Origin of the sequence: Bacillus sp. FSL H8-0516 (genome assembly GCF_038635285.1) — a bacterium.
Taxonomy (GTDB): domain Bacteria; phylum Bacillota; class Bacilli; order Bacillales; family Bacillaceae; genus Bacillus; species Bacillus safensis.
In genome coordinates this window covers 2,699,524-2,720,674 of the sequence record NZ_CP152051.1, presented here as the reverse complement: position 1 = coordinate 2,720,674, position 21,151 = coordinate 2,699,524, and the positions used below count along the sequence as shown (strand labels likewise).

Below are 21,151 nucleotides of genomic sequence, written 5' to 3'. Positions count from 1 at the left end.
TTTATACAGCCAATTGCCGATAGTTGATCGGTGATTGGTTGTTTAGTTTTGTTTGAATACGAATGTTGTTATAATAATAAATGTATTCTTTGACAGTGCGTTCTACGATGGTGGTCGTAGTTCGATCAATGCTGTTAAGATAGAACGTTTCAGACTTTAGCGAGGAATGAAACGATTCGATGGAGGCATTATCAGCGGGCGTCCCTTTACGGGACATGCTCATGGTAATGCCTTTTATATGAACAGCTTTCTGATACTCGTAAGATGTATACACAGAACCTTGGTCGCTATGTAACACACAGTTTTCAGGCAGTGCTGGGAGCTGATCAAGTGTGTTTAAAATAAAGTCTGTGTCCTGCTTATCACCAATCGTAAACGCAATCACTTCTCCATTATATAAATCCAATATACTGGAAAGGTACAATTGTTTCTGTCCATAAGGCAAATACGTGATGTCCGTTACTAGTTTTTCAAGAGGGCGATCAGACTGAAAGTTCCGATCCAGTATATTACCGGCCACGGCATAGGGCTGCCCATTCTTCTTACGCTTTTTCATTTTAACCCGGCACTGCCACTGGTTTTTCTGCATGATACGTTGAACAGTTTTATGATTAATACGCATTCTCACTTTTAGTAAGGCTGTGATTTTTCGGTATCCATATCGATACTTGTGCTCTCGGCACAACGTGCCGATTTGTTTCTCTAGTTGTCTTTTAGAATGATTCTGATTCAGATTCTTTTTCCATCTATAATACGAAGCGCGTGAGACGCCTAAATGGACACAGATGTCCTGTACTGTCATTGTTTTGCACAATTCTTCTACCAGTTTGATTGACGTTTCCTTATCAACTTCCTTTCCAATTCGTTGTACTTTTTTAAAACTTCATTCTGTTGACTCAGATAGCGATTTTCTGCCTGCAGTCTCTCTAATTCGGAAGAGTACTCGGGACCCTTTCTATGGGTATATTGTTTTCCAACAGGCTGTTCGAACCGGTGTGTATCCCCAGCCTTATGCCACCTCACCCATGTCTGAACCTGCGTTTTATTTTTGATATTCAATTCCCGCGAGATCTCTTTCATTGATACGCCTGCCAATCTCATTTCTACAGCCTTCTGTTTGACTTCAACCGGATAACTCACTCTTGTCCCCATAGAAAAAACACCTCCATGTTTTATTTCGGATCACAACGATCCGTTTTCAAACTTGAAGGTGTTTTTTATTTGTCTCATCTTATGGGGTCAGTCCCATTGAATCTCCTCAGCTTTTTTCATTTGGTTAGACGAGTGGTCCGCCTTTGGCTTCAATATCACTTGCCGCGTGGCTGAATTTTTGGAAGTTCTTTTTAAATTCATTGGCAAGGAAGTGTGCTTTTTCTTGATAAGCCTCTTGGTCATCCCATGTTTTAGCAGGTTGAAGCACTTCATCTGGTACACCAGGAATATGAAGCGGGATGTGTAAGCCAAAGATGTCATCAGTAATCATCTCGGCATTGTCAAGGTCACCTTCGATTGCTGCCTGCACCATTGCTCTTGTATGAGCGAGATTCATTCGTTTGCCTGTACCGTAGCCTCCGCCAGTCCAGCCTGTATTCACAAGGAATACTTTTGCACCGTGCTCATCAATCTTTTTGCCAAGCATTTCAGCATAGACGTGAGCTGGAAGTGGAAGGAATGGTGAACCGAAGCAAGTAGAGAATGTCGTTTCTGGTGATGTGACACCGCGCTCAGTTCCAGCTAATTTACTTGTGTACCCGCTCAAGAAATGGTACATTGCCTGCTCTTTTGTTAAACGGCTGATTGGAGGTAAGACGCCAAACGCATCAGCTGTTAAGAAGACAATGGCAGATGGGTGTCCTGCGATACTTGGTTTCACGATGTTATCAATCATTTCGATTGGGTAAGCTGCGCGTGTATTTTCAGTAAAGAAGGTATCATCATAATCCGCTTCACGTGTTTCTTCATCAAGCACAACGTTCTCAAGAACTGATCCGAAGCTGATCGCTTTGTAGATCTGCGGTTCTTTTTCTTCACTTAAGTTCACACATTTCGCATAGCATCCGCCCTCGATATTGAAGACCCCTGTGCCAGACCAGCCGTGTTCATCGTCTCCGATCAGCTTGCGGCTTGCGCTTGCAGAAAGCGTCGTTTTCCCAGTGCCTGAAAGTCCGAAGAATAAGGCTACATCGCCTTCTTGACCTACGTTTGCTGAACAGTGCATGGATAAAATATCTTGCTCAGGAAGCAGGTAGTTCATCACAGAGAAAATGGACTTTTTCATTTCTCCTGCATATTCTGTTCCACCGATAAGAATCGTGCGTTTTTCAAAAGAAACGATGATAAACGTTTCAGAGTTTGTGCCATCTGTTGCAGGATCTGCTTTAAAGTGCGGTGCAGATAAGATGGTGAAAGGTTTTTCGTTTGAAGAAGGTGTGGACCCGTCAGGTCTGATAAATAGCTGCTTGGCAAAAAGATTGTGCCATGCGAATTCGTTTACAACTGTAATCGGCATACGATATCTTTCATCAGCGCCTGCAAACCCTTCAAAGACGAATAGTTCATCACGTTCTTTTAAGTATGACACAACCTTTGTATATAAACGGTCAAATGCTTCTTTGGAGATCGGCTGGTTGACTTGACCCCAATCGATTTTATGTTCAGAGCTTTCTTCTTTGACAATAAATTTATCTTTAGGCGAACGTCCTGTATAGGCTCCAGTTGTGGCGCGGACAGCTCCTGTTGATGTTAAAACGCCTTCATTACGTGCCAAAATCTTTTCAACAAGTTTCGGAACAGATAAATTTTGGTGCGTATTTTCTAATGAGAGCAATGACTGCAAATCTTCTTTTAAATCCACTGAGTTCATAAAAAAACCCTTCCTTTACCGTTGAATTTGTTTGTTTCGATTAGTATAACACATTAATAATAATAGTCTATACTATTTAAAAATTTTTGTGTGTGTTTTTTCATTTCTGCTATGAAAATATGCTTTTTGGTGATGCTAATGGTGAGGAGAAAAAAGAGGGAGATAATTCTTATGAAGCATTGACATGACGCAAGGGTTTAAGATAAGATATCTTATTGAACGGATACTCTTATCCCGAGTTGGTGGAGGGACAGGCCCGATGAAGCCCAGCAACCGGTTTCTTATGAAAAAGGCATGAAAATGCTGAGAAACCAAGGTGCTAACCTGATGCAAGGTACAAGAACACCTTGAGCGATAAGAGTGAAAGGCATGCGATCTCAGACCCTTTCCTCGCAATGAAGGAAATGGTTTTTTTATTTTTGGGATATCATATGAACAAATTGCCAATAACATCTCTAATATAAACGTTTTCAAATATAAGAGGGAACGAGTTCCGTATCATATTGGAGGCCTCATCTTGGGATGATGTGGTCTTGTACAGGAGGAAATAGCCATTATGAGTCAAAATCGTCGTTTATTTACTTCAGAATCAGTGACAGAAGGACATCCAGATAAAATCTGTGACCAAATTTCAGACAGCATTTTGGATGAAATTTTAAAGAAAGATCCAAATGCACGTGTTGCCTGTGAAACTTCTGTTACAACCGGTCTCGTATTAGTAAGCGGTGAAATTACAACGTCTACTTATGTCGATATTCCAAAGACGGTGCGTGACACAATTAAGGAAATTGGCTACACACGTGCGAAATATGGTTTTGATGCGGAAACATGTGCGGTACTTACATCAATTGATGAACAGTCTGCTGATATTGCGCAAGGTGTAGACAAAGCGCTTGAAGCACGTGAAGGAACAATGACTGAAGAAGAAATTGATGCGATTGGTGCAGGTGACCAAGGATTGATGTTTGGTTTTGCCAATAATGAAACCGAAGAGCTCATGCCGCTGCCAATTTCACTAGCACATAAATTATCTCGCCGTTTAACAGAAGTACGCAAGAATGAAACACTTGCATACCTTCGTCCAGACGGAAAAACACAAGTCACAGTTGAATATGATGAGCAAAACAAACCAGTTCGTATTGATACAGTGGTTATTTCTACGCAGCATGCACCAGAAGTGACGCTTGAACAAATTCAAAGTGACTTAAAAGAGCATGTCATCAGTCCTGTCGTTCCAAGTGAACTGATTGATGAACAGACAAAATACTTTATTAACCCAACTGGCCGTTTCGTGATCGGTGGACCTCAAGGGGATGCTGGTTTAACTGGACGTAAAATCATCGTTGATACGTATGGCGGATACGCTCGTCATGGCGGCGGTGCTTTCTCAGGTAAGGATGCAACGAAGGTTGACCGTTCTGCGGCATACGCTGCACGTTACGTAGCGAAAAACATCGTAGCTGCCGGCCTTGCAGATTCTTGTGAAGTACAGCTTGCTTATGCAATTGGTGTTGCACAGCCTGTATCGATTTCAATTGATACATTCGGAACAGGAAAAGCTTCTGAAGAAAAATTAATTGAAGTGGTGCGTGCAAACTTTGATCTTCGTCCAGCTGGCATTATTAAAATGCTTGACCTGCGCCGTCCGATCTACAAACAAACAGCTGCATACGGGCATTTCGGCCGTCACGACTTAGATCTTCCGTGGGAAAAAACGGATAAAGCCGATACACTCCGCAAAGAAGCATTGGGACAATAACAACATAAAAAACCGCTTATTTTAAGCGGTTTTCCTTTTGATTAAAAAAAAATCTGCAAAATGTGAAACAAAATCGGACAAAATACTGTCTAATTATAGGTCTACTTTTAAGAAATAACATAACGTGGAGGCAATAATATGTGTGGGTTTGTTGGTGTATTTAATCACCGTCCATTGTCCGAAACTACTGAACAGGAAGAGCTAATTAAACAAATGAATCGTCTCATCGTTCATCGTGGTCCGGATGATGAGGGTTACTTTCATGATGAGCATGTAGGATTTGGATTTAGACGTTTAAGTATTATAGATGTTGAGCACGGAAAGCAGCCGCTTTCTTATGAAGATGAAAAGTATTGGATTATTTTCAACGGAGAAATTTATAACTATGTGGAGCTGAAGGAAGAGCTTGTGAAAAAAGGCTATACGTTCAGCACAGATTCTGATACGGAAGTACTTCTTGCCACATACCGTCATTATAAAGAAGAAGCGGCTTCAAAGCTTCGCGGCATGTTTGCATTTTTAATTTGGGATAAAGAAGCGCAATTATTATATGGCGCAAGAGATCCTTTTGGCATCAAACCGCTTTATTTTACACAAATGGATGAGCAAGTGTACTTTGCATCTGAACGCAAAAGCTTGATGGCAGTAAGCGAGAACATTTTATTTGATGAGACATCCTTACAGCAATATATGTCATTCCAGTTCGTACCTGAGCCAAATACACTTGATCAAAAGGTGCACAAAGTAGAGCCAGGTCATCAGTTTACTTTACGCCCAGGACAGGAGATTGAATTTAAGACTTACTGGAAGGTTCAATTCAAGCCTGAGCAAACACAAGAACAAAAGCTGATTGAAGAAGTCCGCGATGCAATCTATGATTCTGTGAAAATTCATATGAGAAGTGATGTACCTGTTGGTTCCTTCCTATCAGGTGGTATCGATTCTTCTTTCATCGTATCTGTCGCAAAGGAATTTCATCCTGAGCTGAAGACGTTTTCTGTTGGCTTCCAGCAGGATGGCTTTAGTGAAGTTGATGTAGCGAAGGAAACGGCTGATAAGCTTGGCTTACAAAACTTCAGCGCGGTGATTTCTCCTGAGGAATATATGAATGAGCTTCCGAAAATTGTTTGGCATTTAGATGATCCTTTAGCTGATCCGGCGGCGATTCCATTGTACTTCGTGGCAAAGGAAGCGAAGAAACAAGTGACGGTTGTTCTTTCTGGTGAGGGAGCAGACGAGCTGTTCGGTGGATATAATATTTACCGTGAGCCGCTTTCTCTTAAACCATTTGAATCTGTACCATCTATGCTGAAAAAGCTTCTTCTTCGTCTGGCGCGCTTAATGCCAGAAGGAATGAAAGGAAAAAGCTTTATCGTCCGCGGCTGTACACCATTAGAGGAACGTTATATCGGTAATGCGAAAATCTTTGAAGAGCCAGTAAAGAAAAACCTCTTAAAGCAGTATGATCCGAACATTACGTATCGTGATGTGACGAAGACATACTTCGAGGAAAGTGCAGGCTACAGTGATATTAACAAAATGCAATATGTTGATATTCATACGTGGATGCGCGGGGACATCTTACTAAAAGCAGATAAGATGACAATGGCGAATTCTCTTGAGCTTCGTGTTCCTTTCCTTGATAAGGTCGTATTTGAAGCGGCTTCTAAAATTCCAGAAGAGCTGAAAACAAAAGATGGCACAACGAAATATTTATTGCGTAAAGCAGCAGAAGGCATTGTGCCTGACCATGTGTTAAACCGCAAGAAGCTGGGCTTCCCTGTTCCAATTCGTCATTGGCTGAAAAATGAGATGAACGCTTGGGCGAAAGACATCATTAAAAACAGTCAAACTGACGAATATATTAATAAAGCGTATGTGCTTGATTTATTAAATGAACATTGTGCTGGTAAAGCAGATCATAGCCGTAAGATTTGGACTGTCCTGATCTTTATGATTTGGCACAGCATTTATGTCGAGCGCAGTATTGATCCAGAGCAATTGAATCATCAACCGAAAGAAGTCATCTTCAGTTAATGAAAAAAGGTTTTCAGCTTTGTGCTGAAAACCTTTTTTGTCATGATAGAAAGGGGTGGAAAAGGGTAAAATAACTAGCGGTTCATAGTTATTGCTTAATATCCTGAAAAAAACATGATAAAGTGAAGATACACGTATGATGTTAACGAGATAAAAGGGAACGATAGTATTGTCCTTTTTCTACATATTCTCTGCGGATTCGGTCCATGTCTTGGATATCTTCATCTGTTAACAGCCGAACGACTTTGGCTGGACGGCCAAAAGCGAGTGATCCTTTTGGGATGACCTTTCCTTGAGGGACAAGACTTCCTGCACCGATAAAGGCGCCTTCGCCAATCTCCGCACCATCGAGAATGATAGACCCCATGCCAATGAGGGCATTTTTTCGAATGATTGAGCTATGTAATGTGACTTGGTGTCCAATGGTAGCACCATCTTCAATAAGAAGTGTTTTTCCAGGACTTTGATGCAGGCACGATAAATCTTGAATATTGACGTTCTTTCCAATTCTCACAGGTGCAACATCGCCTCTGATGACGGTTTGAAACCACACGCTCGAATATTCTCCAATTGTGACATCACCGGTAATGGTGGCGTTATCTGCGACAAAGACCGATTCATGAATCTCAGGTGTAAACTGATGATATGGATAAATCACTTTTTCGACTTCCTTTCTTAATACAACATTTGTGAGGTGTTTACTTTGTGGACTTGGCATGCTGAAAGACCAGTTGGTACAATTGTCATTGTACATGGTGCGAGTGAATATCACGGCCGATATAAATGGCTGATTGAAATGTGGCGGAATGCAGGCTATCACGTCGTCATGGGTGACTTGCCTGGACAAGGCACATCGACACGTGCGCGAGGCCACATTCGTTCGTTTCAAGAATACATTGATACAGTCGATGAATGGATCGAACATGCGAAATCATTCAGACTTCCTACTTTTTTACTTGGACACAGTATGGGTGGACTCATTTCAATTGAGTGGATGAAGCAGTATACCCATACGAAGTTGAATGGCCTTATTTTATCATCACCTTGTTTAGGTCTGCAATTTAAACCGAAGAAGCTGATGGATTTTGCGTCAAAAGGTCTAAATGTGCTGGCACCGTCTTTTAAAGTGGAGTCAGGTCTGTCGATTGAACTAGCGACACGAAATCAGGCGGTCATTGAGGCAGACTCAAATGACTCTCTATACGTGACAAAGGTGTCGGTTCGCTGGTATAGAGAGCTAATCAAAAATATCGATGCGGCGATGCAGCCGACGAATGTCTTTAAATCGATCCCGCTCCTTTTAATGCAGGCGGGAGATGATAAGATCGTCGATAAAACGAGGGTGATTAAATGGTTCAATGGCATAGAATCAACCAATAAATCATACCGTGAATGGGAAGAGCTGTATCACGAAATTTTTAATGAACCAGAAAGAGAAGATGTGTTTAAGGCGGCAAGAGCCTTTACAGATCAATATATTTGATTGTGAGCTTTAAGTTGGGGGTGGAGTGATTTGTCAGTACCAGAGCGTCCTTTTGCACTGATGACAAAGGTGTATAAAGATATTTTTCCGCTTGTTCATCAGGAGCTGAAAAAGTGGCGGGCTCATGCCGAAATGATTGAAAATGAAGAACTGAGAACGCAGGCACTAGCGAGCATATCGAGTAAAACGTTTCACTGTGAAGGCGGAGGCATTTTATCTCTTCTAGCAGGTGAAGAGAAAGAAACGTGCATTGAATTCATTGTGGCGTATCAAACCATCAGTGACTACTTAGATAACCTATGTGACCGCAGCACGTCGCTTGATCCTAAGGATTTTCATATGCTGCATCAAGCGATGAGAGATGCGCTTGATATTCATGCTGAGCTCAAGCCATACTATCAATTCCGTGATGATCAAGAGGATCATGGATATTTACATGCGCTTGTCCGCACATGTCAAGACGTGCTTACGCGCGTTCGGCATTATCCGATCATTCAGCCATATTTACACACGCTGTGTGATTACTATAGTGACTTGCAAGTACATAAGCACGTCGTTCCCCATGAGCGTGTACCACGGCTAGAGTCATGGTTCCGCCAATATGAAAAAGATTTGCCGAAGATGGAATGGTATGAGTTTTCAGCTTGTGCGGGATCAACGTTAGGAATATTCTGTCTTGTGGCGTATGCGCTGCAGCCTGATTTTACAGAAAAGCAGGCGAAGCAAATTTACGAAAGCTATTTCCCTTATATTCAAGGTCTGCACATTTTACTCGATTATTTAATAGACCAAGAAGAGGACCGACTTGGGGGAGATCTGAACTTTTGCTCATACTATGATTCTCATCATGAGATGATGGATAGACTTCAGCATTTTATCGAAAAAGCGGATGAGCAGCTGAAAGGTATTCCGCATGAAAACTTTCACAAATTGATTAACAGAGGATTACTGGCGGTCTATTTGTCTGATGAAAAAGTGACAGCCCAAAAAGAGATGAACAAGCTGGCAAAGCGGCTGATCAAATCAAGCGGGAAAACATCGTTCTTTTTCTATATTAACGGAAGAGCCTATCGGACCTATCAGAAAATGCCTTGGATGAAATCATCATAAAAAAGCTCAAATCCATTAGGATTTGAGCTTTTTTTCAATAGCGACCACAAAAGGCGGGTCGTTTTGAATATTCATGTATTGATATGATAAAACTTGTACTTCTTCATGAGGCAGTGATCTGCAATAGTCGAGAAGCACTTCTTTTTCTCTTTTTCCTTCGGGATGTCCGTGGTAGATCACAAGGACGATCAGACCTCCGGGTTTGAGCCATTCGAGGAGCTGCTTGATGGCTTCAATGGTTGTATGAGCCTGAGTGGTGACGGCTTTATCGCCTCCGGGCAGATACCCAAGGTTAAACACTGCACCGGCTATTTGTCCATAAACATCCTTCGGAAGATGATCCGCCAGTTTTTCATGTCCATCATGGATGAGGTGAACGTAAGGATATTGACCGCCAAGCCTTTTGCTTGTCTGCTGCAAGGCTTCCTCTTGCACGTCGAATGCAAACACTTGTCCATCAGTTCCTACAAGGTCAGCTAAATAGAGTGTATCGTGGCCGTTGCCCATTGTTGCATCTATAACGATGTCGCCTTTTTGACAAGCGCGTTCTAACAGCTCTTTACTAAAAGGAAGCATGCGTTTCAAAATCATTTGGCTGCTTCTTCCAATCTGACGAAACGTTTCCCTTGGTAGCTGTTACGTCTTTCGAGCTCAGCATTAATGGCATTGAGTACTTCCCACTTATTTACACTCCACATTGGACCAACCATTAATTCAATTGGGCCGTCGCCTGTAATACGGTGAATAATCATTTCTGGCGGCAGAATCTCCAGCTGATCACAAACAAGCTGAACATATTCCTCCTGGCTTAAAAACTCAAGCTTTCCTTTTTCATATTGCTTGACCATTGGAGTCCCTTTTAAAAGGTGAAGCAAATGAATTTTAATTCCCTGCACATCTAAATCCGCAACAGCTTTTGCTGTTTCCATCATCATGTCCCGATTTTCAAGAGGCAATCCATTGATGATATGTGAGCAGACACGAATTCCGTGTTTTCTCAGTTTTTCTACACCTTCAACGTAGCATTCATAATCATGAGCACGGTTGATGAGCATAGCTGTCCGTTCGTGTACCGTTTGAAGACCAAGCTCTACCCATAGGTAAGTGCGTTCGTTTAATTCGGCTAAATACTCCACTACGTCATCCGGCAGACAGTCAGGTCTTGTTGCAATGGATAGACCTACGACACCATCCAGATTCATGACGGTTTCATATTTTTCTTTTAGGACAGGAAGCGGCGCGTGTGTGTTTGTATACGCCTGAAAATACGCCATGTATTTTCCGTCTTTCCATTTTGTATGCATCCGGTCTTTGATTTCGTTAAATTGAGTGATGAGATCATCAGCCCTGTTTCCTGCAAAATCACCAGATCCAGCGGCACTGCAAAATGTACAGCCGCCGTGGGCTACAGTACCATCCCGGTTTGGGCAGTCAAAGCCGCCGTCTAAGGCTACTTTAAATACTTTATGACCAAAGTGTTCACGCAAATGGTAGTTCCACGTGTGATAACGTTTTTCGCTGTTTGAATATAAAAAAGGGTTATGCTGATCCAAGTCAGTAACCTCCTTGCATAATAATAGCCATCCTTAAAGTTTAACAAAAATCACGAAGGAGGACAATTGAATCTGTCCAACATTTTCTTTAGTGAAAAAGCGTTACATGGGCAAAATAGGCGGGAGCGATAATGAAATGGAGGGAATGTAAGATGGCAACAAGGCAGTCGATCGATGAATTTATCCAAAAAAGTACGGAAACCCTTGAGTTTGCAAATGAACAATTTGATTTGAGCTCACGTCAGGAACATTATAATGAGGAAGAGTTTTCTAAAGCACAGCTCATGCTTGAGAATACGGTCAACGAATTAGAAAAATTAAAAGATGTCGCCAATGACCAGCAAAGAGAACGGTTAGACAGGGCGCGTGTTCAAATTCAGAGCTTGCAAAATCAAATGATTTTAGGGATTTCTTACGATAATGAATGATGAACAGATCCTTCTTTTAAGGATCTGTTTTTTATTTTTTAATAAGCTATTGACTTTTATACTGGGTGTCTATATTGTATTAAGTGTACTACATCAACTAATACACTACAGACACTTAAAAAGTGGAGAAAGGTGTTCGACCATGAAAAAAGAAAAAAAGCCAATCAATTTGAAGTGGATGGTGCTGGCTGTTGCGTTAGCATGTACATTTTTTTTCGTTCTTGTTTTCATTGGTTTTGAAGTTCAAAAAGATTTGATACCCAATTCAGTTCCTTTAATGCAAGGACATGATCAAGCGATAGGACTGCAAAAGCATGAATGAGGAAAGAGGGAGTCATCATGATTCAAATAGATCCAAGAAGCGCTGCGCCAATATATGAACAAATCATTGAGCAGCTCAAAATTTTATGTTTAAAAGGCGTGATGAAGCCAGGTGACAAACTGCCCTCTGTCAGAGAGCTCGCCACCATTATTATTGCCAACCCAAACACCGTCAGCAAAGCGTATAAAGAGCTAGAGCGGGAAGGGATTATTGAAACTCTGCGGGGCCGCGGTACGTATGTAACAGAAGGTGCGCAGTTAAAGCTGAATGAAGGGAAGGTGCTCGAGATGAAAGAACAGTTAAGACAACTCATCATAGAAGCTCATCATGCTGGTATTGATATTCATCAGCTTAAGGAATGGCTAGAAGAGATCGGCTCAAGTCTAAAAGGAGGAAAACAAGTTGATTGAGGTCAGAAATGTATCAAAGAAATTAAATGGACGCGAAGTACTCAGCGACGTTTCCTTCAAAATAGGCGAAGGTGAGATCTTCGGTCTGCTTGGCCGGAATGGCTCTGGGAAAACAACACTTCTCAGATTGATTCAGCAAATTCTTCTTCCGGATGAAGGAGAGATTTATTTTAAAGACGTACTGGTGAAAGACCACCCTTTAGTAAAGCAAAATATTGTATTCATGCCAGTCGTGAATCCTTACTTTGACAGATACAATTACGGACAGCTTGTCCAGCTGTTAAAGCATATATATCCAAAGTTTGACGTGACCTATGCCAATGAGCTTGTGAACCGCTATGAAATTCCGGAAAAAGTGAAGTATCGTGAATTGTCGACAGGGTTAAAGAAACAGCTGTCATTAATTTTAAGCTTTGCCATCAAACCAGCGGTCATTTTATTAGATGAGCCGACTGATGGTATTGATGCCGTCACAAGAAATGACGTTCTTCAGCTGATGATTGACGAGGTGGCAGAACGACAAACAACGATTTTAATTACATCTCACCGCTTAGAGGACATTGAGCGTATGTGTAATCGAATTGGATTTTTAGAAGGAAATGAACTCACAAGTGTCATGGATTTAGATGAATTAAAGAATGACTATGTCAAAATCCAAATGGCCTTTGAAGAAGATATGAACTTAAGTATTCGAAAAAATGGCGTTGCGATTTTGGATCAAGCGGGCGTTTTCTATACAGCGCTTGTTCTAAAAACCGACGAAGAAGCTAAAGAGTACTTGAAGTCACTGAAGCCAAAAGTATGGCATGAACTGCCTGTGAATTTAGAAGAAGTATTCATTGCGAAGTTTGGAGGGAAACGCAGATGGTAAAGCGGCAATTATTATATAAGGAGTGGAAGCAATCTGAGCTGACATTCATTTTAGTGATGCTTGTTGCGGTCTTTGCGACGCCATTATCCCTCTTAATGGATTACTCAACCTTTCAAGATTGTTTGAAAAATCCAGACTGTATACTGGATTCAACAACATTCACTTATCTGTTTAAGAAGGATGCATTTCTCTCACTATCATGGTTAATGGGAATATTTTTTGCTGTGATTCAGCTAGGATTTGAGAGAAATAAAGGGCAGATGGACTTTACATTATCCTTGCCATTTAGCAGAAGTGCTATCTTTCATACCAAGTTTTTCTTAGGTGCTGGCATCATCGCAGGCGTTCATGTTGTCTCATATCTTATCATTTATTTACTCAAATTAGGCCTTCATCCAATAGAAACACCTGAGTTCAACAGTCGTTATTTTTATGCACTGTTGTCAGCTTTGATGATCTACAGTTTATTTTTTGCAGCAGGTACATTAACAGGAAGTGCTATATCCCAAACAATCGTTGGATTCAGTACGTCCATTCTACCATTTTTGTTAATTGGACTTCCGATCGTTCATTTAGATTTTATCTTTAGAACAAGTGAGAGGTGGATAGATACGAGCCTCAATTATTTGATATCGCCTATTTCACCAATTACTTATATTACAAATGACATTTTTCAACAAGAATATCAGCATTGGTTTAATGGTGAAGCATTCATCATTCCACTTGTCATGATGGTCATATTTTACCTGATTGGTTTGTTTAGCTTTATAAAACATCCAATTGAAAGAAATGGCCGCTTCTTCCTTTACTCAAGTATGGATAGACCTATTCAGATTATGGTCATTGTCTTCGGTGTTCTAGGGTTTGGATGGTTTGGTTTTTCTTCAGATAATTCCATATTTGGTTATATCGTTGGTATGCTCATCGGTGGAGTCGTAGGCGCTTTAACGAGTTATTTTTTAATCTATAGAAAAAGATAAACAGAGAGCAGGGGAGTAGAGATGATTCAGATTCAAGCATTAGATCATGTATTTAAAATTGGTAAAAAGGGCAGGGAAAATGAAATTCCTGTACTAAAAGGGATTGACCTGTCCATCAAAAGAGGCGATATTGCTTGTATTGTTGGACGAAGTGGTTCGGGGAAATCGACTTTATTAAACTTAATATCAGGCTATATTACGCCAACGAGCGGAAAAATTGTCATTGATGGCACCGATGTGACCGGCTTTAATGAAAAAGAATGGGCAGACTTTCGCTTAGATCACTTTGGCTTTATCTTTCAAAGCTTTCAGTTGATCGGGAGCTTAACAACGTATGAGAATGTTGAACTTCCGCTCACTTTAAAAGGGGTGAAGCCGTCTGAACGAAAAGTGAAAGTAAAAGAAATGCTGAAACGAGTAGGACTTGAACATCACGCAGGACATTACCCAAATGAGCTGTCAGGCGGACAGCAGCAGCGTGTGAGTATTGCAAGAGCCTTGATTTTAAATCCATCTATTATTTTAGCGGATGAACCAACTGGGAGTCTGGATTCAGAAACTGAAGGAGAAATTTTAGCCTTTATCCAGCAGCTCAATCGCGAAAAAGGAATTACATTTGTCATCATTACACATGACGATGAAGTCGCTTCAATCGCAGACACAACGTTCCAGCTTCACGACGGTGTATTAAAGAAAGGGGAACAATCCATTGAAATTTAGAGATCAGGTCAAATTCATTAGAAGAAATATGAAGAAAAATAGATTGCGTGTGTTTATGACCATTCTTGCGACAACAATGGCATGCTCTTTCTTAATCGTTCTAGCGTCTGTCGGTTTTGGTTTGCAAAAATCAGCTCAAGATGAAATTATGAAGCAGCAAATCATTACAGAAATTAAAGTGTTAGGAAAAGAAAAAGGAGACGTTAAGATTGATGATTTAAAGAAATATGATCATGTGAAATCTGTCGTCTCAAGAACGGCGATCAATCCATCGGTTAACGTCGAGCTCGATAACCGTTCAAGTGAAACGCAGGCTGCTTTGACTGATATGAAAGAAGAAAAAGAAGCAGGGCTTGAACTAGACCGAGGAAAAGTCCCAACATCAGCGAACGAAATTGTGGTTGGATATCATATGGCGCAGCAACTGTGGACAAAAAAAGAACGCGAAGCCTATGAAAAAGAATTAAACCAGACGTCAAATGGGGAAGAAACACCGAAGGAGCCAAAAGGCTACACGAAGGATATTTTAAATAAAGTGATTCAAATCAAAGTGCCAAAACTAAATGAAGAAGGGGAAGTCGTTAAAGAAAAAACATTTGATTTCCGTGTAGTAGGTGTTTTGAAAAAGCCGAATTTGGAGTGGCAGGAGGATCATAAAATTCTGATTCCGAATGCTTATGAAAAAGAATTTGGTCAAATACTCGACCTGTCTCCTGAAGCAGGAAATGTCGAGAAAATGACTTCTGTTTATGCAGATAAATTCGACAATGTCGGTACGCTCACGAATAAACTGACAGATGAGGGCTATCAAGTCATCTCTGTGACGAACCAGCTTGAAGGAATGGATATGTTCTTTACGGTCTTCAAAATTGGACTCATTTTTGTCGGATGTATTGCAGTCATTATTTCTGCCATCGGAATTTTCAATACGATGACCATGGCGGTAACAGAGCGAACACAAGAGATTGGGATTATGAAAGCCATTGGCGCAAATCCATCCATTATCAAGCGGATGTTCCTAATGGAAAGTGCTTATATTGGAGTCATCGGATCAATCATCGGTATTATCATCTCATATTTGATTAGTTTCGCCGTTAATTTAATCATCCCAGCCATATTGTCGTCCATGTCTGAGGGAGGATCAAGCGATCAATTCTCGATTACTTTTTCCTATATTCCACTCAGCCTTGTTATTACAGCGACAGTGATCAGCGCAGGGGTAGCGATCATTTCAGGGCTTAACCCGGCACGTAAGGCAACAAAAACGAATGTATTAGCAGCTTTAAGAAGAGAAATCTAAAAAAGAACCTCCTGTAAACCCGATTGGGCGCTCAGGAGGTTCTTTTTTATCTTAATTAAACATCGCTATTGCTTAGGTGCCCTGTATCCGGCACGCTCTGCTTCTTCTACTGAGCAGAACATTTTGGTTACATTCTTTGTTCTAGAGTAGTATCTGCTGCTTGGTGTGTGGTAAATACCGTTGACACTCCCTTTAATGTTACAGGCAGCCGATTCTTTTTTTGTTTCCTTTTGTGATTCATGACCGCCTGTGCTTTTTCCTTCATCTTTAGGTGCGGAGCGCTGGACGGTGGAAGACTTCGTATCGCTGCTGCTATTCTTGATTTCTTGTTTGAGTGTTTCATTGCTGGAGGTGAGCTTGTCTATTTTCTCTTCAAGCGATTGAATGGTCTTCTCTTGCTGTTTGACCGTTTCTTTTTCTGAGGTGATGGTTTCTAGCTTTTTTTCCAGCTTTTCTTTTTCCTTCTCCGCATCTTCTAAAGAGGAGGTAAGCGACTCTTTATCAGCTTTTAAGCGCGAAATGTCAGATGAGAGTTCCTTTTGATCCTTTAACAGCTGTTCGGAAGATGGATCGGCTTGTGCCTTCGGCGCATTTCCAGCAGTAAGCGGTAATGACATAATGGAAAAGAAGAGACCAATGATCAAAAAAGGATAAAAAAGTTTCTTTGAAAAAATCAGCTCGTTCTTGCGTTTGAGTAAGAAGAAATTGACAGCATATCCGATGGCAAAACAAACACATAAAAGACCTAATATGAGTAAAAACATATCTAACAGCCCCCCTAAATTGCTATTTACACCTATCATACCTCATTTTTCCATTTTGGGGAGCGGTTCAATTAAAAAAACCCTGTTTACACAGGGTTTTCAGCTAATGGTAATCCTTTTATGGCTTCTTTTACTGTCAAATAAGTGATCGTATTCTGGAAATCTGTATCGAGGTCTTTCATTTTCAGCGCAAGCTGCGGCTTAATCCCAGTGATGATCAGTTCGGTTCCAGTTAGATTGAGAAGATGATGCAGTTTGAAAATACGTGCTGCGACGGAATCATCGACCTCGATTAAACCAGAAAGGTCGACAATTAAATAATCATCCTTTGAATCATCTAATATACAGGTTAACTTAGCGACAATGGCATCAAAGCGTTCTTCAGATAATTTTCCGATAAGCGGAAGAGCAGATACACCATTTTTGATTGGGACGATTGGCGTCGAAAGAGAGGTGACTTCCTGTAAGGAATCTTCTAGGAGCTGTTCATATTCTTTCTGTTTCGTAATATCCTTTTGAAAACCAATGAAAAATGTTTTGTCATCTTGTTCAATGTATAGAGGATCTATATTGAGTTCATTCCAAAAAAAAGTGCCGTCTTTTTTATAATTTTTTAGCTGTGTGGTAATAGGTGTTTTGTTTTGAATTCCATGACGAATTAAAGCAAGCTGCTTTTGATCCGTGTCTTTTCCTTGAAGGAATCGACAATTACGACCAAGAATCTCATCTGATTTGTATCCAGTCATTTGTGTAAAGCCGTGATTCACATAAACGATAGGGTTATCCTCTAAGGAAGGGTCTGTAATGACAACACCGATCCGCGCATGATCCAGCGCTTTTTTGATGAGTTCAAGCTGTTTTTGCAAGCCGAAAATGTTCGAGCTGACCATATTACCCTCCTTTGCTACTATAAGACATATCAAATGGTTGTCTTTTCAACCAAATGAATCCTTTTAAACGTAACATAACATATGTTCTGTTTCAACGATTGCAAACGCTTTGTTAAATTTGTCATCATAGTTTGTCCTCCATTAGAATAGAGTAAGTAAGGAGACTTTTCATTAGAAAAAGAAGGAATCAATTACTCATCATTCATAAAATGACAAAAATAGTTAATATGGATTAGGTGAAAATGATTCCAATGCATCAAGATTGTTTTTAGGTCATTCACATATAATGGAAGAAACAAGCTTTTTTTCTTCGTTAGAGAGAATAGACCTTTTACATGGATTATGACGGAACAGCAGAATGGCATTACAGGGGGCTGGACAGCCTGAAGTCGCTTTACTATTCTAAGGGCTTTAGGAAGGTGATGAAAATGCTGCAACAAGTCATTATTGCTTGCGCCATTGGAGGGGTCATGGGCATTCTCGGTCACGTAAAGAAAAAAGGCAGGCTAGAGAAGCCCAGAATGACAAAAAAGTTTATTTACTTAGGGTTTATTGAAGATTGGCTCGTTGGGATGATTGCCGCTACACTGCTTGTCTTATCCTCAAATCCCGAATCTAGTCTGCACTTGATCATCTTATCCATTATTTCAGGTTACGGAGGAGAAGCAGTTCTGCGAAGCTTCGATTTTGTGAGAGAAGAACGTTCACAGGATGCAGGCTCCAACCGTCATAACCGATCTCCACACGAATAATATCCTCTACTTTACCCTAGTCTAGGGTACATTCCCATTGTATACAAACCTGCTTGCACTTATGATCATAATTCTATAAAATACTACTTAGATGACGGTTACGATAAGAACAGTGAAGAGGAGTAGTAGGAAAGCAGTATTTGTCTTTAGAGAATTGACGGCTGGTGAAAGTCAATCAAATCTGCTTCTGAACTCGCCTCAGAGTTGCAGTTGCGTTAAAGCTTCTGTCGCATGTCTGCGTTAAAGATATTAAGTGAGCGTATGAACAGCATGTTACGCTAACAAGGGTGGTACCGCGGGAACCAAAAAATCTCTCGTCCCTTTCCAGGGATGAGGGTTTTTTGTTGATTTTAGAAAAATCTGAATTCTTGCAGTGGTCATCTAAGCAGATAAAGCCGTACATATTAAAGGAGGTTTTCACATTGAGTTTTCAGCATCGGGAAATTGAAAAGAAGTGGCAGGATTATTGGCTGACACATAAAACATTCGCCACATCTGACTCGGAAGATAAACCGAAGTTTTATGCACTTGATATGTTTCCATATCCATCAGGAGCAGGGCTTCATGTCGGGCACCCTGAGGGCTATACAGCAACGGATATTCTATCACGCATGAAACGTATGCAGGGATATGATGTTCTTCATCCAATGGGATGGGACGCATTTGGTCTCCCGGCAGAACAGTATGCACTTGATACAGGAAATGACCCGGCGGCCTTTACAGAAGAGAACATCAATAACTTCCGCCGCCAAATTCAATCACTAGGGTTCTCGTATGATTGGGATCGAGAAATCAACACAACAGATCCGAATTACTACAAATGGACACAATGGATTTTCTTAAAATTGTACGAAAAAGGATTGGCCTATATCGATGAAGTACCAGTGAACTGGTGCCCAGCGCTTGGCACAGTGCTTGCAAATGAAGAAGTCATTGATGGAAAAAGTGAACGCGGAGGCCATCCTGTTGAAAGACGTCCTATGAAGCAGTGGATGCTAAAGATTACAGCATATGCGGACAGGCTGTTAGAAGATTTAGAGGACATTGATTGGCCTGAAAGCATCAAAGATATGCAGCGTAACTGGATCGGACGCTCTGAAGGTGCGCACGTTCATTTTGAAGTAGAAGGACATGACGAACAGTTTACGGTTTTCACAACGCGTCCTGATACACTATTTGGCGCAACATATGCAGTGCTTGCACCAGAGCATGCACTTGTTGAAAAAATTACATCAGATGCTCAAAAAGAAGCTGTCAAAGCGTATATCAAAGAGATTCAATCAAAGAGTGACTTAGAGCGGACAGATCTTGCTAAAACGAAGACAGGTATTTTCACAGGAGCGTATGCCATCAATCCTTTAAATGGTGAAAAGATGCCGATCTGGATTGCCGATTACGTGCTGGCGACTTATGGAACTGGAGCTATTATGGCGGTTCCTGCCCATGATGAACGTGACTATGAATTCGCCAAAACCTTTGATCTTCCAATTAAAGAAGTTGTAGAAGGCGGAGACATTGAAAAAGAAGCCTACACAGGTGATGGAAAGCACATTAACTCTGATTTCCTAAATGGCTTAGGAAAAGAAGAAGCGATTGAAAAAGCGATTGCATGGCTTGAAGAACATCAAAAAGGTGAAAAGAAAGTCACATATCGTTTAAGAGACTGGCTGTTCAGCCGTCAGCGCTACTGGGGTGAGCCGATTCCAATCATTCATTGGGAGGATGGAACATCTTCAGCTGTTTCAGAAGAAGAACTTCCACTGATCTTGCCTAAGACGACAGAGATTAAGCCAAGTGGGACAGGTGAATCACCATTAGCCAATATTAAAGACTGGGTTGAGGTTGTAGATCCTGTTACAGGTAAAAAAGGCCGCCGCGAAACGAATACAATGCCGCAATGGGCAGGCAGCTGCTGGTATTTCTTACGTTATATTGATCCTCATAACACAGAAGAGCTTGCCTCTCCTGAAAAGCTGAAGAAATGGCTTCCAGTTGATGTGTATATCGGCGGAGCAGAACACGCTGTACTGCATCTTCTATATGCACGCTTCTGGCATAAGTTCTTGTATGATATCGGTGTTGTTCCAACAAAAGAACCTTTCATGAAATTGTTCAACCAAGGTATGATTCTTGGGGAAAACAATGAAAAAATGAGTAAGTCAAAAGGAAATGTGGTCAACCCAGATGATATCGTAGAATCTCATGGTGCGGATACATTACGACTTTATGAAATGTTCATGGGACCTTTAGATGCATCAATTGCTTGGTCTGAAACAGGACTTGATGGCGCTCGTCGTTTCCTTGATCGTGTATGGCGTCTCTTTACAAATGAAGATGGTTCACTCAGTGATAAAGTGACAGAGCAATCTGGCGGCGCATTGGAACGCAGCTATCATGAAACAGTTATGAAGGTAACGGATCATTATGAAGGCTTGCGTTTCAATACAGGAATTTCACAATTAATGGTGTTTATCAACGATGCCTATAAGGCGGATACACTGCCGAAAGAATATGCAGAAGGCTTTGTAAAGCTTCTTTCTCCAATTGCACCGCATTTAGCAGAAGAGCTTTGGAATAAACTTGGTCATGAAGGATCTATTTCTTATGAAGCATGGCCTCAATATGATGAGTCAAAGCTTGTCGACGATGAAGTAGAAATTGTCGTACAGCTTAACGGTAAAGTAAAAGCAAAATTAACCGTTCCTGCTGATGCAACAAGGGAGCAGTTAGAAGAGCTTGCGAAAAATGATGCACGTGTAAAAGAACAGCTTGAAGGGAAAAACATTCGTAAAGTGATTGCAGTTCCTGGGAAGCTTGTCAATATTGTTGCGAACTAATGATGACACCCATCGGTATGAACCGGTGGGTGTTCTTTATTTCCCGGGACATAATTTTGTCGAAAACAAGGT

General features: G+C 41.0%; 20 protein-coding genes, 1 riboswitch and 1 other annotated feature. Of the genes, 13 read left to right on the top strand and 7 right to left on the bottom strand.

The window, feature by feature from the left end; translation table 11 throughout:
* Window position 1: 1 nt before the first annotated feature.
* Together MHB67_RS13725 and pckA are read right to left on the bottom strand one after the other, a co-directional pair.
* Window positions 2-1,152, bottom strand: a protein-coding gene (locus MHB67_RS13725; RefSeq protein ID WP_342492573.1) for an IS3 family transposase whose coding sequence is annotated in 2 segments (ribosomal slippage) — window positions 2-879 and window positions 879-1,152 — 1,152 coding nt in all. Because the reading frame shifts where the segments join, the coding sequence is not laid out codon by codon here.
* A 124-nt stretch (window positions 1,153-1,276) separates the two neighbouring features.
* The gene (gene pckA, locus MHB67_RS13720; protein ID WP_024424910.1) at window positions 1,277-2,863 is read right to left on the bottom strand and encodes a phosphoenolpyruvate carboxykinase (ATP); all 1,587 of its coding nucleotides are present in this window, start codon (window positions 2,861-2,863) and stop codon (window positions 1,277-1,279) included.
* A gap of 226 nt (window positions 2,864-3,089) precedes the next feature.
* Window positions 3,090-3,224: riboswitch (SAM riboswitch) on the top strand.
* 195 nt (window positions 3,225-3,419) lie between these two features.
* Between pckA and metK the strand changes: the two genes are divergently transcribed.
* Together metK and asnB are read left to right on the top strand one after the other, a co-directional pair.
* A complete protein-coding gene (gene metK / locus MHB67_RS13715) occupies window positions 3,420-4,622 on the top strand; it encodes a methionine adenosyltransferase (protein WP_024424909.1) in 1,203 nt (400 codons plus the stop codon).
* A gap of 138 nt (window positions 4,623-4,760) precedes the next feature.
* Window positions 4,761-6,659, top strand: coding sequence for an asparagine synthase (glutamine-hydrolyzing) (gene asnB, locus MHB67_RS13710; protein ID WP_024424908.1), 1,899 nt, complete (start codon window positions 4,761-4,763; stop codon window positions 6,657-6,659).
* Window positions 6,660-6,801: 142 nt separating this feature from the next.
* Here the strand turns inward: asnB and MHB67_RS13705 are convergent, their stop codons facing one another.
* The gene (locus tag MHB67_RS13705; protein WP_024426216.1) at window positions 6,802-7,317 is read right to left on the bottom strand and encodes a gamma carbonic anhydrase family protein; all 516 of its coding nucleotides are present in this window, start codon (window positions 7,315-7,317) and stop codon (window positions 6,802-6,804) included.
* A gap of 45 nt (window positions 7,318-7,362) precedes the next feature.
* Between MHB67_RS13705 and MHB67_RS13700 the strand changes: the two genes are divergently transcribed.
* Together MHB67_RS13700 and MHB67_RS13695 are read left to right on the top strand one after the other, a co-directional pair.
* Window positions 7,363-8,142, top strand: a complete 780-nt coding sequence (locus MHB67_RS13700; protein ID WP_024424906.1) for an alpha/beta hydrolase — start codon at window positions 7,363-7,365, stop codon at window positions 8,140-8,142.
* A gap of 30 nt (window positions 8,143-8,172) precedes the next feature.
* Complete coding sequence (locus MHB67_RS13695; RefSeq protein WP_024424905.1) at window positions 8,173-9,252, top strand: tetraprenyl-beta-curcumene synthase family protein; 1,080 nt, start codon at window positions 8,173-8,175, stop codon at window positions 9,250-9,252.
* A 15-nt stretch (window positions 9,253-9,267) separates the two neighbouring features.
* Here the strand turns inward: MHB67_RS13695 and MHB67_RS13690 are convergent, their stop codons facing one another.
* Together MHB67_RS13690 and MHB67_RS13685 are read right to left on the bottom strand one after the other, a co-directional pair.
* A complete protein-coding gene (locus MHB67_RS13690; RefSeq protein ID WP_151040454.1) occupies window positions 9,268-9,843 on the bottom strand; it encodes a class I SAM-dependent methyltransferase in 576 nt (191 codons plus the stop codon).
* The gene (locus MHB67_RS13685) at window positions 9,840-10,805 is read right to left on the bottom strand and encodes a TIGR01212 family radical SAM protein (RefSeq protein ID WP_017358356.1); all 966 of its coding nucleotides are present in this window, start codon (window positions 10,803-10,805) and stop codon (window positions 9,840-9,842) included. Before MHB67_RS13685 ends, MHB67_RS13690 begins: the two co-directional genes overlap by 4 nt.
* Window positions 10,806-10,957: 152 nt before the next feature.
* Here MHB67_RS13685 and MHB67_RS13680 point away from each other — a divergent pair, with 152 nt between their 5' ends.
* From MHB67_RS13680 to MHB67_RS13650, 7 genes are all read left to right on the top strand, one after another.
* Window positions 10,958-11,233 (top strand): YtzC family protein, encoded by a 276-nt coding sequence (locus MHB67_RS13680; RefSeq protein ID WP_024424902.1) that lies wholly within the window; start codon window positions 10,958-10,960, stop codon window positions 11,231-11,233.
* A gap of 142 nt (window positions 11,234-11,375) precedes the next feature.
* Window positions 11,376-11,555: a hypothetical protein gene (locus MHB67_RS13675; protein WP_024424901.1), complete on the top strand. Its 180-nt coding sequence runs from the start codon at window positions 11,376-11,378 to the stop codon at window positions 11,553-11,555.
* A 17-nt stretch (window positions 11,556-11,572) separates the two neighbouring features.
* Entirely contained in the window at window positions 11,573-11,965 is a 393-nt protein-coding gene (locus tag MHB67_RS13670) for a GntR family transcriptional regulator (RefSeq protein ID WP_024424900.1), read from the top strand.
* A complete protein-coding gene (locus tag MHB67_RS13665) occupies window positions 11,958-12,836 on the top strand; it encodes an ABC transporter ATP-binding protein (protein WP_024424899.1) in 879 nt (292 codons plus the stop codon). Before MHB67_RS13670 ends, MHB67_RS13665 begins: the two co-directional genes overlap by 8 nt.
* Window positions 12,830-13,816: an ABC transporter permease subunit gene (locus MHB67_RS13660; protein ID WP_135032624.1), complete on the top strand. Its 987-nt coding sequence runs from the start codon at window positions 12,830-12,832 to the stop codon at window positions 13,814-13,816. Before MHB67_RS13665 ends, MHB67_RS13660 begins: the two co-directional genes overlap by 7 nt.
* Before the next feature lie 21 nt (window positions 13,817-13,837).
* Window positions 13,838-14,536: an ABC transporter ATP-binding protein gene (locus tag MHB67_RS13655; RefSeq protein ID WP_044332340.1), complete on the top strand. Its 699-nt coding sequence runs from the start codon at window positions 13,838-13,840 to the stop codon at window positions 14,534-14,536.
* Window positions 14,526-15,836 carry an ABC transporter permease gene (locus MHB67_RS13650; RefSeq protein ID WP_024424896.1) on the top strand — a complete coding sequence of 437 codons (1,311 nt, stop codon included), beginning with the start codon at window positions 14,526-14,528 and terminating at the stop codon, window positions 15,834-15,836. The genes MHB67_RS13655 and MHB67_RS13650 overlap by 11 nt, the downstream gene beginning before the upstream one ends.
* 65 nt (window positions 15,837-15,901) lie before the next feature.
* Here MHB67_RS13650 and MHB67_RS13645 read toward each other — a convergent pair whose 3' ends face one another.
* Complete coding sequence (locus MHB67_RS13645; protein ID WP_024426209.1) at window positions 15,902-16,600, bottom strand: hypothetical protein; 699 nt, start codon at window positions 16,598-16,600, stop codon at window positions 15,902-15,904.
* An 86-nt stretch (window positions 16,601-16,686) separates the two neighbouring features.
* Window positions 16,687-17,490, bottom strand: a complete 804-nt coding sequence (locus MHB67_RS13640; RefSeq protein WP_342492572.1) for a PAS domain-containing protein — start codon at window positions 17,488-17,490, stop codon at window positions 16,687-16,689.
* 422 nt (window positions 17,491-17,912) lie between these two features.
* Between MHB67_RS13640 and MHB67_RS13635 the strand changes: the two genes are divergently transcribed.
* Both MHB67_RS13635 and leuS read left to right on the top strand, forming a co-directional pair.
* Window positions 17,913-18,242, top strand: coding sequence for a DUF4257 domain-containing protein (locus tag MHB67_RS13635; RefSeq protein WP_008343006.1), 330 nt, complete (start codon window positions 17,913-17,915; stop codon window positions 18,240-18,242).
* A 103-nt stretch (window positions 18,243-18,345) separates the two neighbouring features.
* Window positions 18,346-18,567, top strand: a binding site (T-box leader).
* 97 nt (window positions 18,568-18,664) lie between these two features.
* On the top strand, window positions 18,665-21,079 hold the full coding sequence (leuS, locus tag MHB67_RS13630; RefSeq protein ID WP_206534375.1) for a leucine--tRNA ligase: 2,415 nt from the start codon (window positions 18,665-18,667) through the stop codon (window positions 21,077-21,079).
* Window positions 21,080-21,151: the final 72 nt, after the last annotated feature.

Bases quoted from the DNA above. Each gene is read 5' to 3' on its own strand.
- MHB67_RS13645 (WP_024426209.1), bottom strand. From the start codon at position 16,600: ATGTTTTTACTCATATTAGGTCTTTTATGTGTTTGTTTTGCCATCGGA.
- MHB67_RS13660 (WP_135032624.1), top strand. From the start codon at position 12,830: ATGGTAAAGCGGCAATTATTATATAAGGAGTGGAAGCAATCTGAGCTG.
- metK (WP_024424909.1), top strand. From the start codon at position 3,420: ATGAGTCAAAATCGTCGTTTATTTACTTCAGAATCAGTGACAGAAGGA.
- MHB67_RS13640 (WP_342492572.1), bottom strand. From the start codon at position 17,490: ATGGTCAGCTCGAACATTTTCGGCTTGCAAAAACAGCTTGAACTCATC.
- MHB67_RS13635 (WP_008343006.1), top strand. From the start codon at position 17,913: ATGAAAATGCTGCAACAAGTCATTATTGCTTGCGCCATTGGAGGGGTC.
- MHB67_RS13690 (WP_151040454.1), bottom strand. From the start codon at position 9,843: ATGATTTTGAAACGCATGCTTCCTTTTAGTAAAGAGCTGTTAGAACGC.
- pckA (WP_024424910.1), bottom strand. From the start codon at position 2,863: ATGAACTCAGTGGATTTAAAAGAAGATTTGCAGTCATTGCTCTCATTA.
- MHB67_RS13675 (WP_024424901.1), top strand. From the start codon at position 11,376: ATGAAAAAAGAAAAAAAGCCAATCAATTTGAAGTGGATGGTGCTGGCT.
- MHB67_RS13655 (WP_044332340.1), top strand. From the start codon at position 13,838: ATGATTCAGATTCAAGCATTAGATCATGTATTTAAAATTGGTAAAAAG.
- MHB67_RS13680 (WP_024424902.1), top strand. From the start codon at position 10,958: ATGGCAACAAGGCAGTCGATCGATGAATTTATCCAAAAAAGTACGGAA.
- asnB (WP_024424908.1), top strand. From the start codon at position 4,761: ATGTGTGGGTTTGTTGGTGTATTTAATCACCGTCCATTGTCCGAAACT.
- MHB67_RS13670 (WP_024424900.1), top strand. From the start codon at position 11,573: ATGATTCAAATAGATCCAAGAAGCGCTGCGCCAATATATGAACAAATC.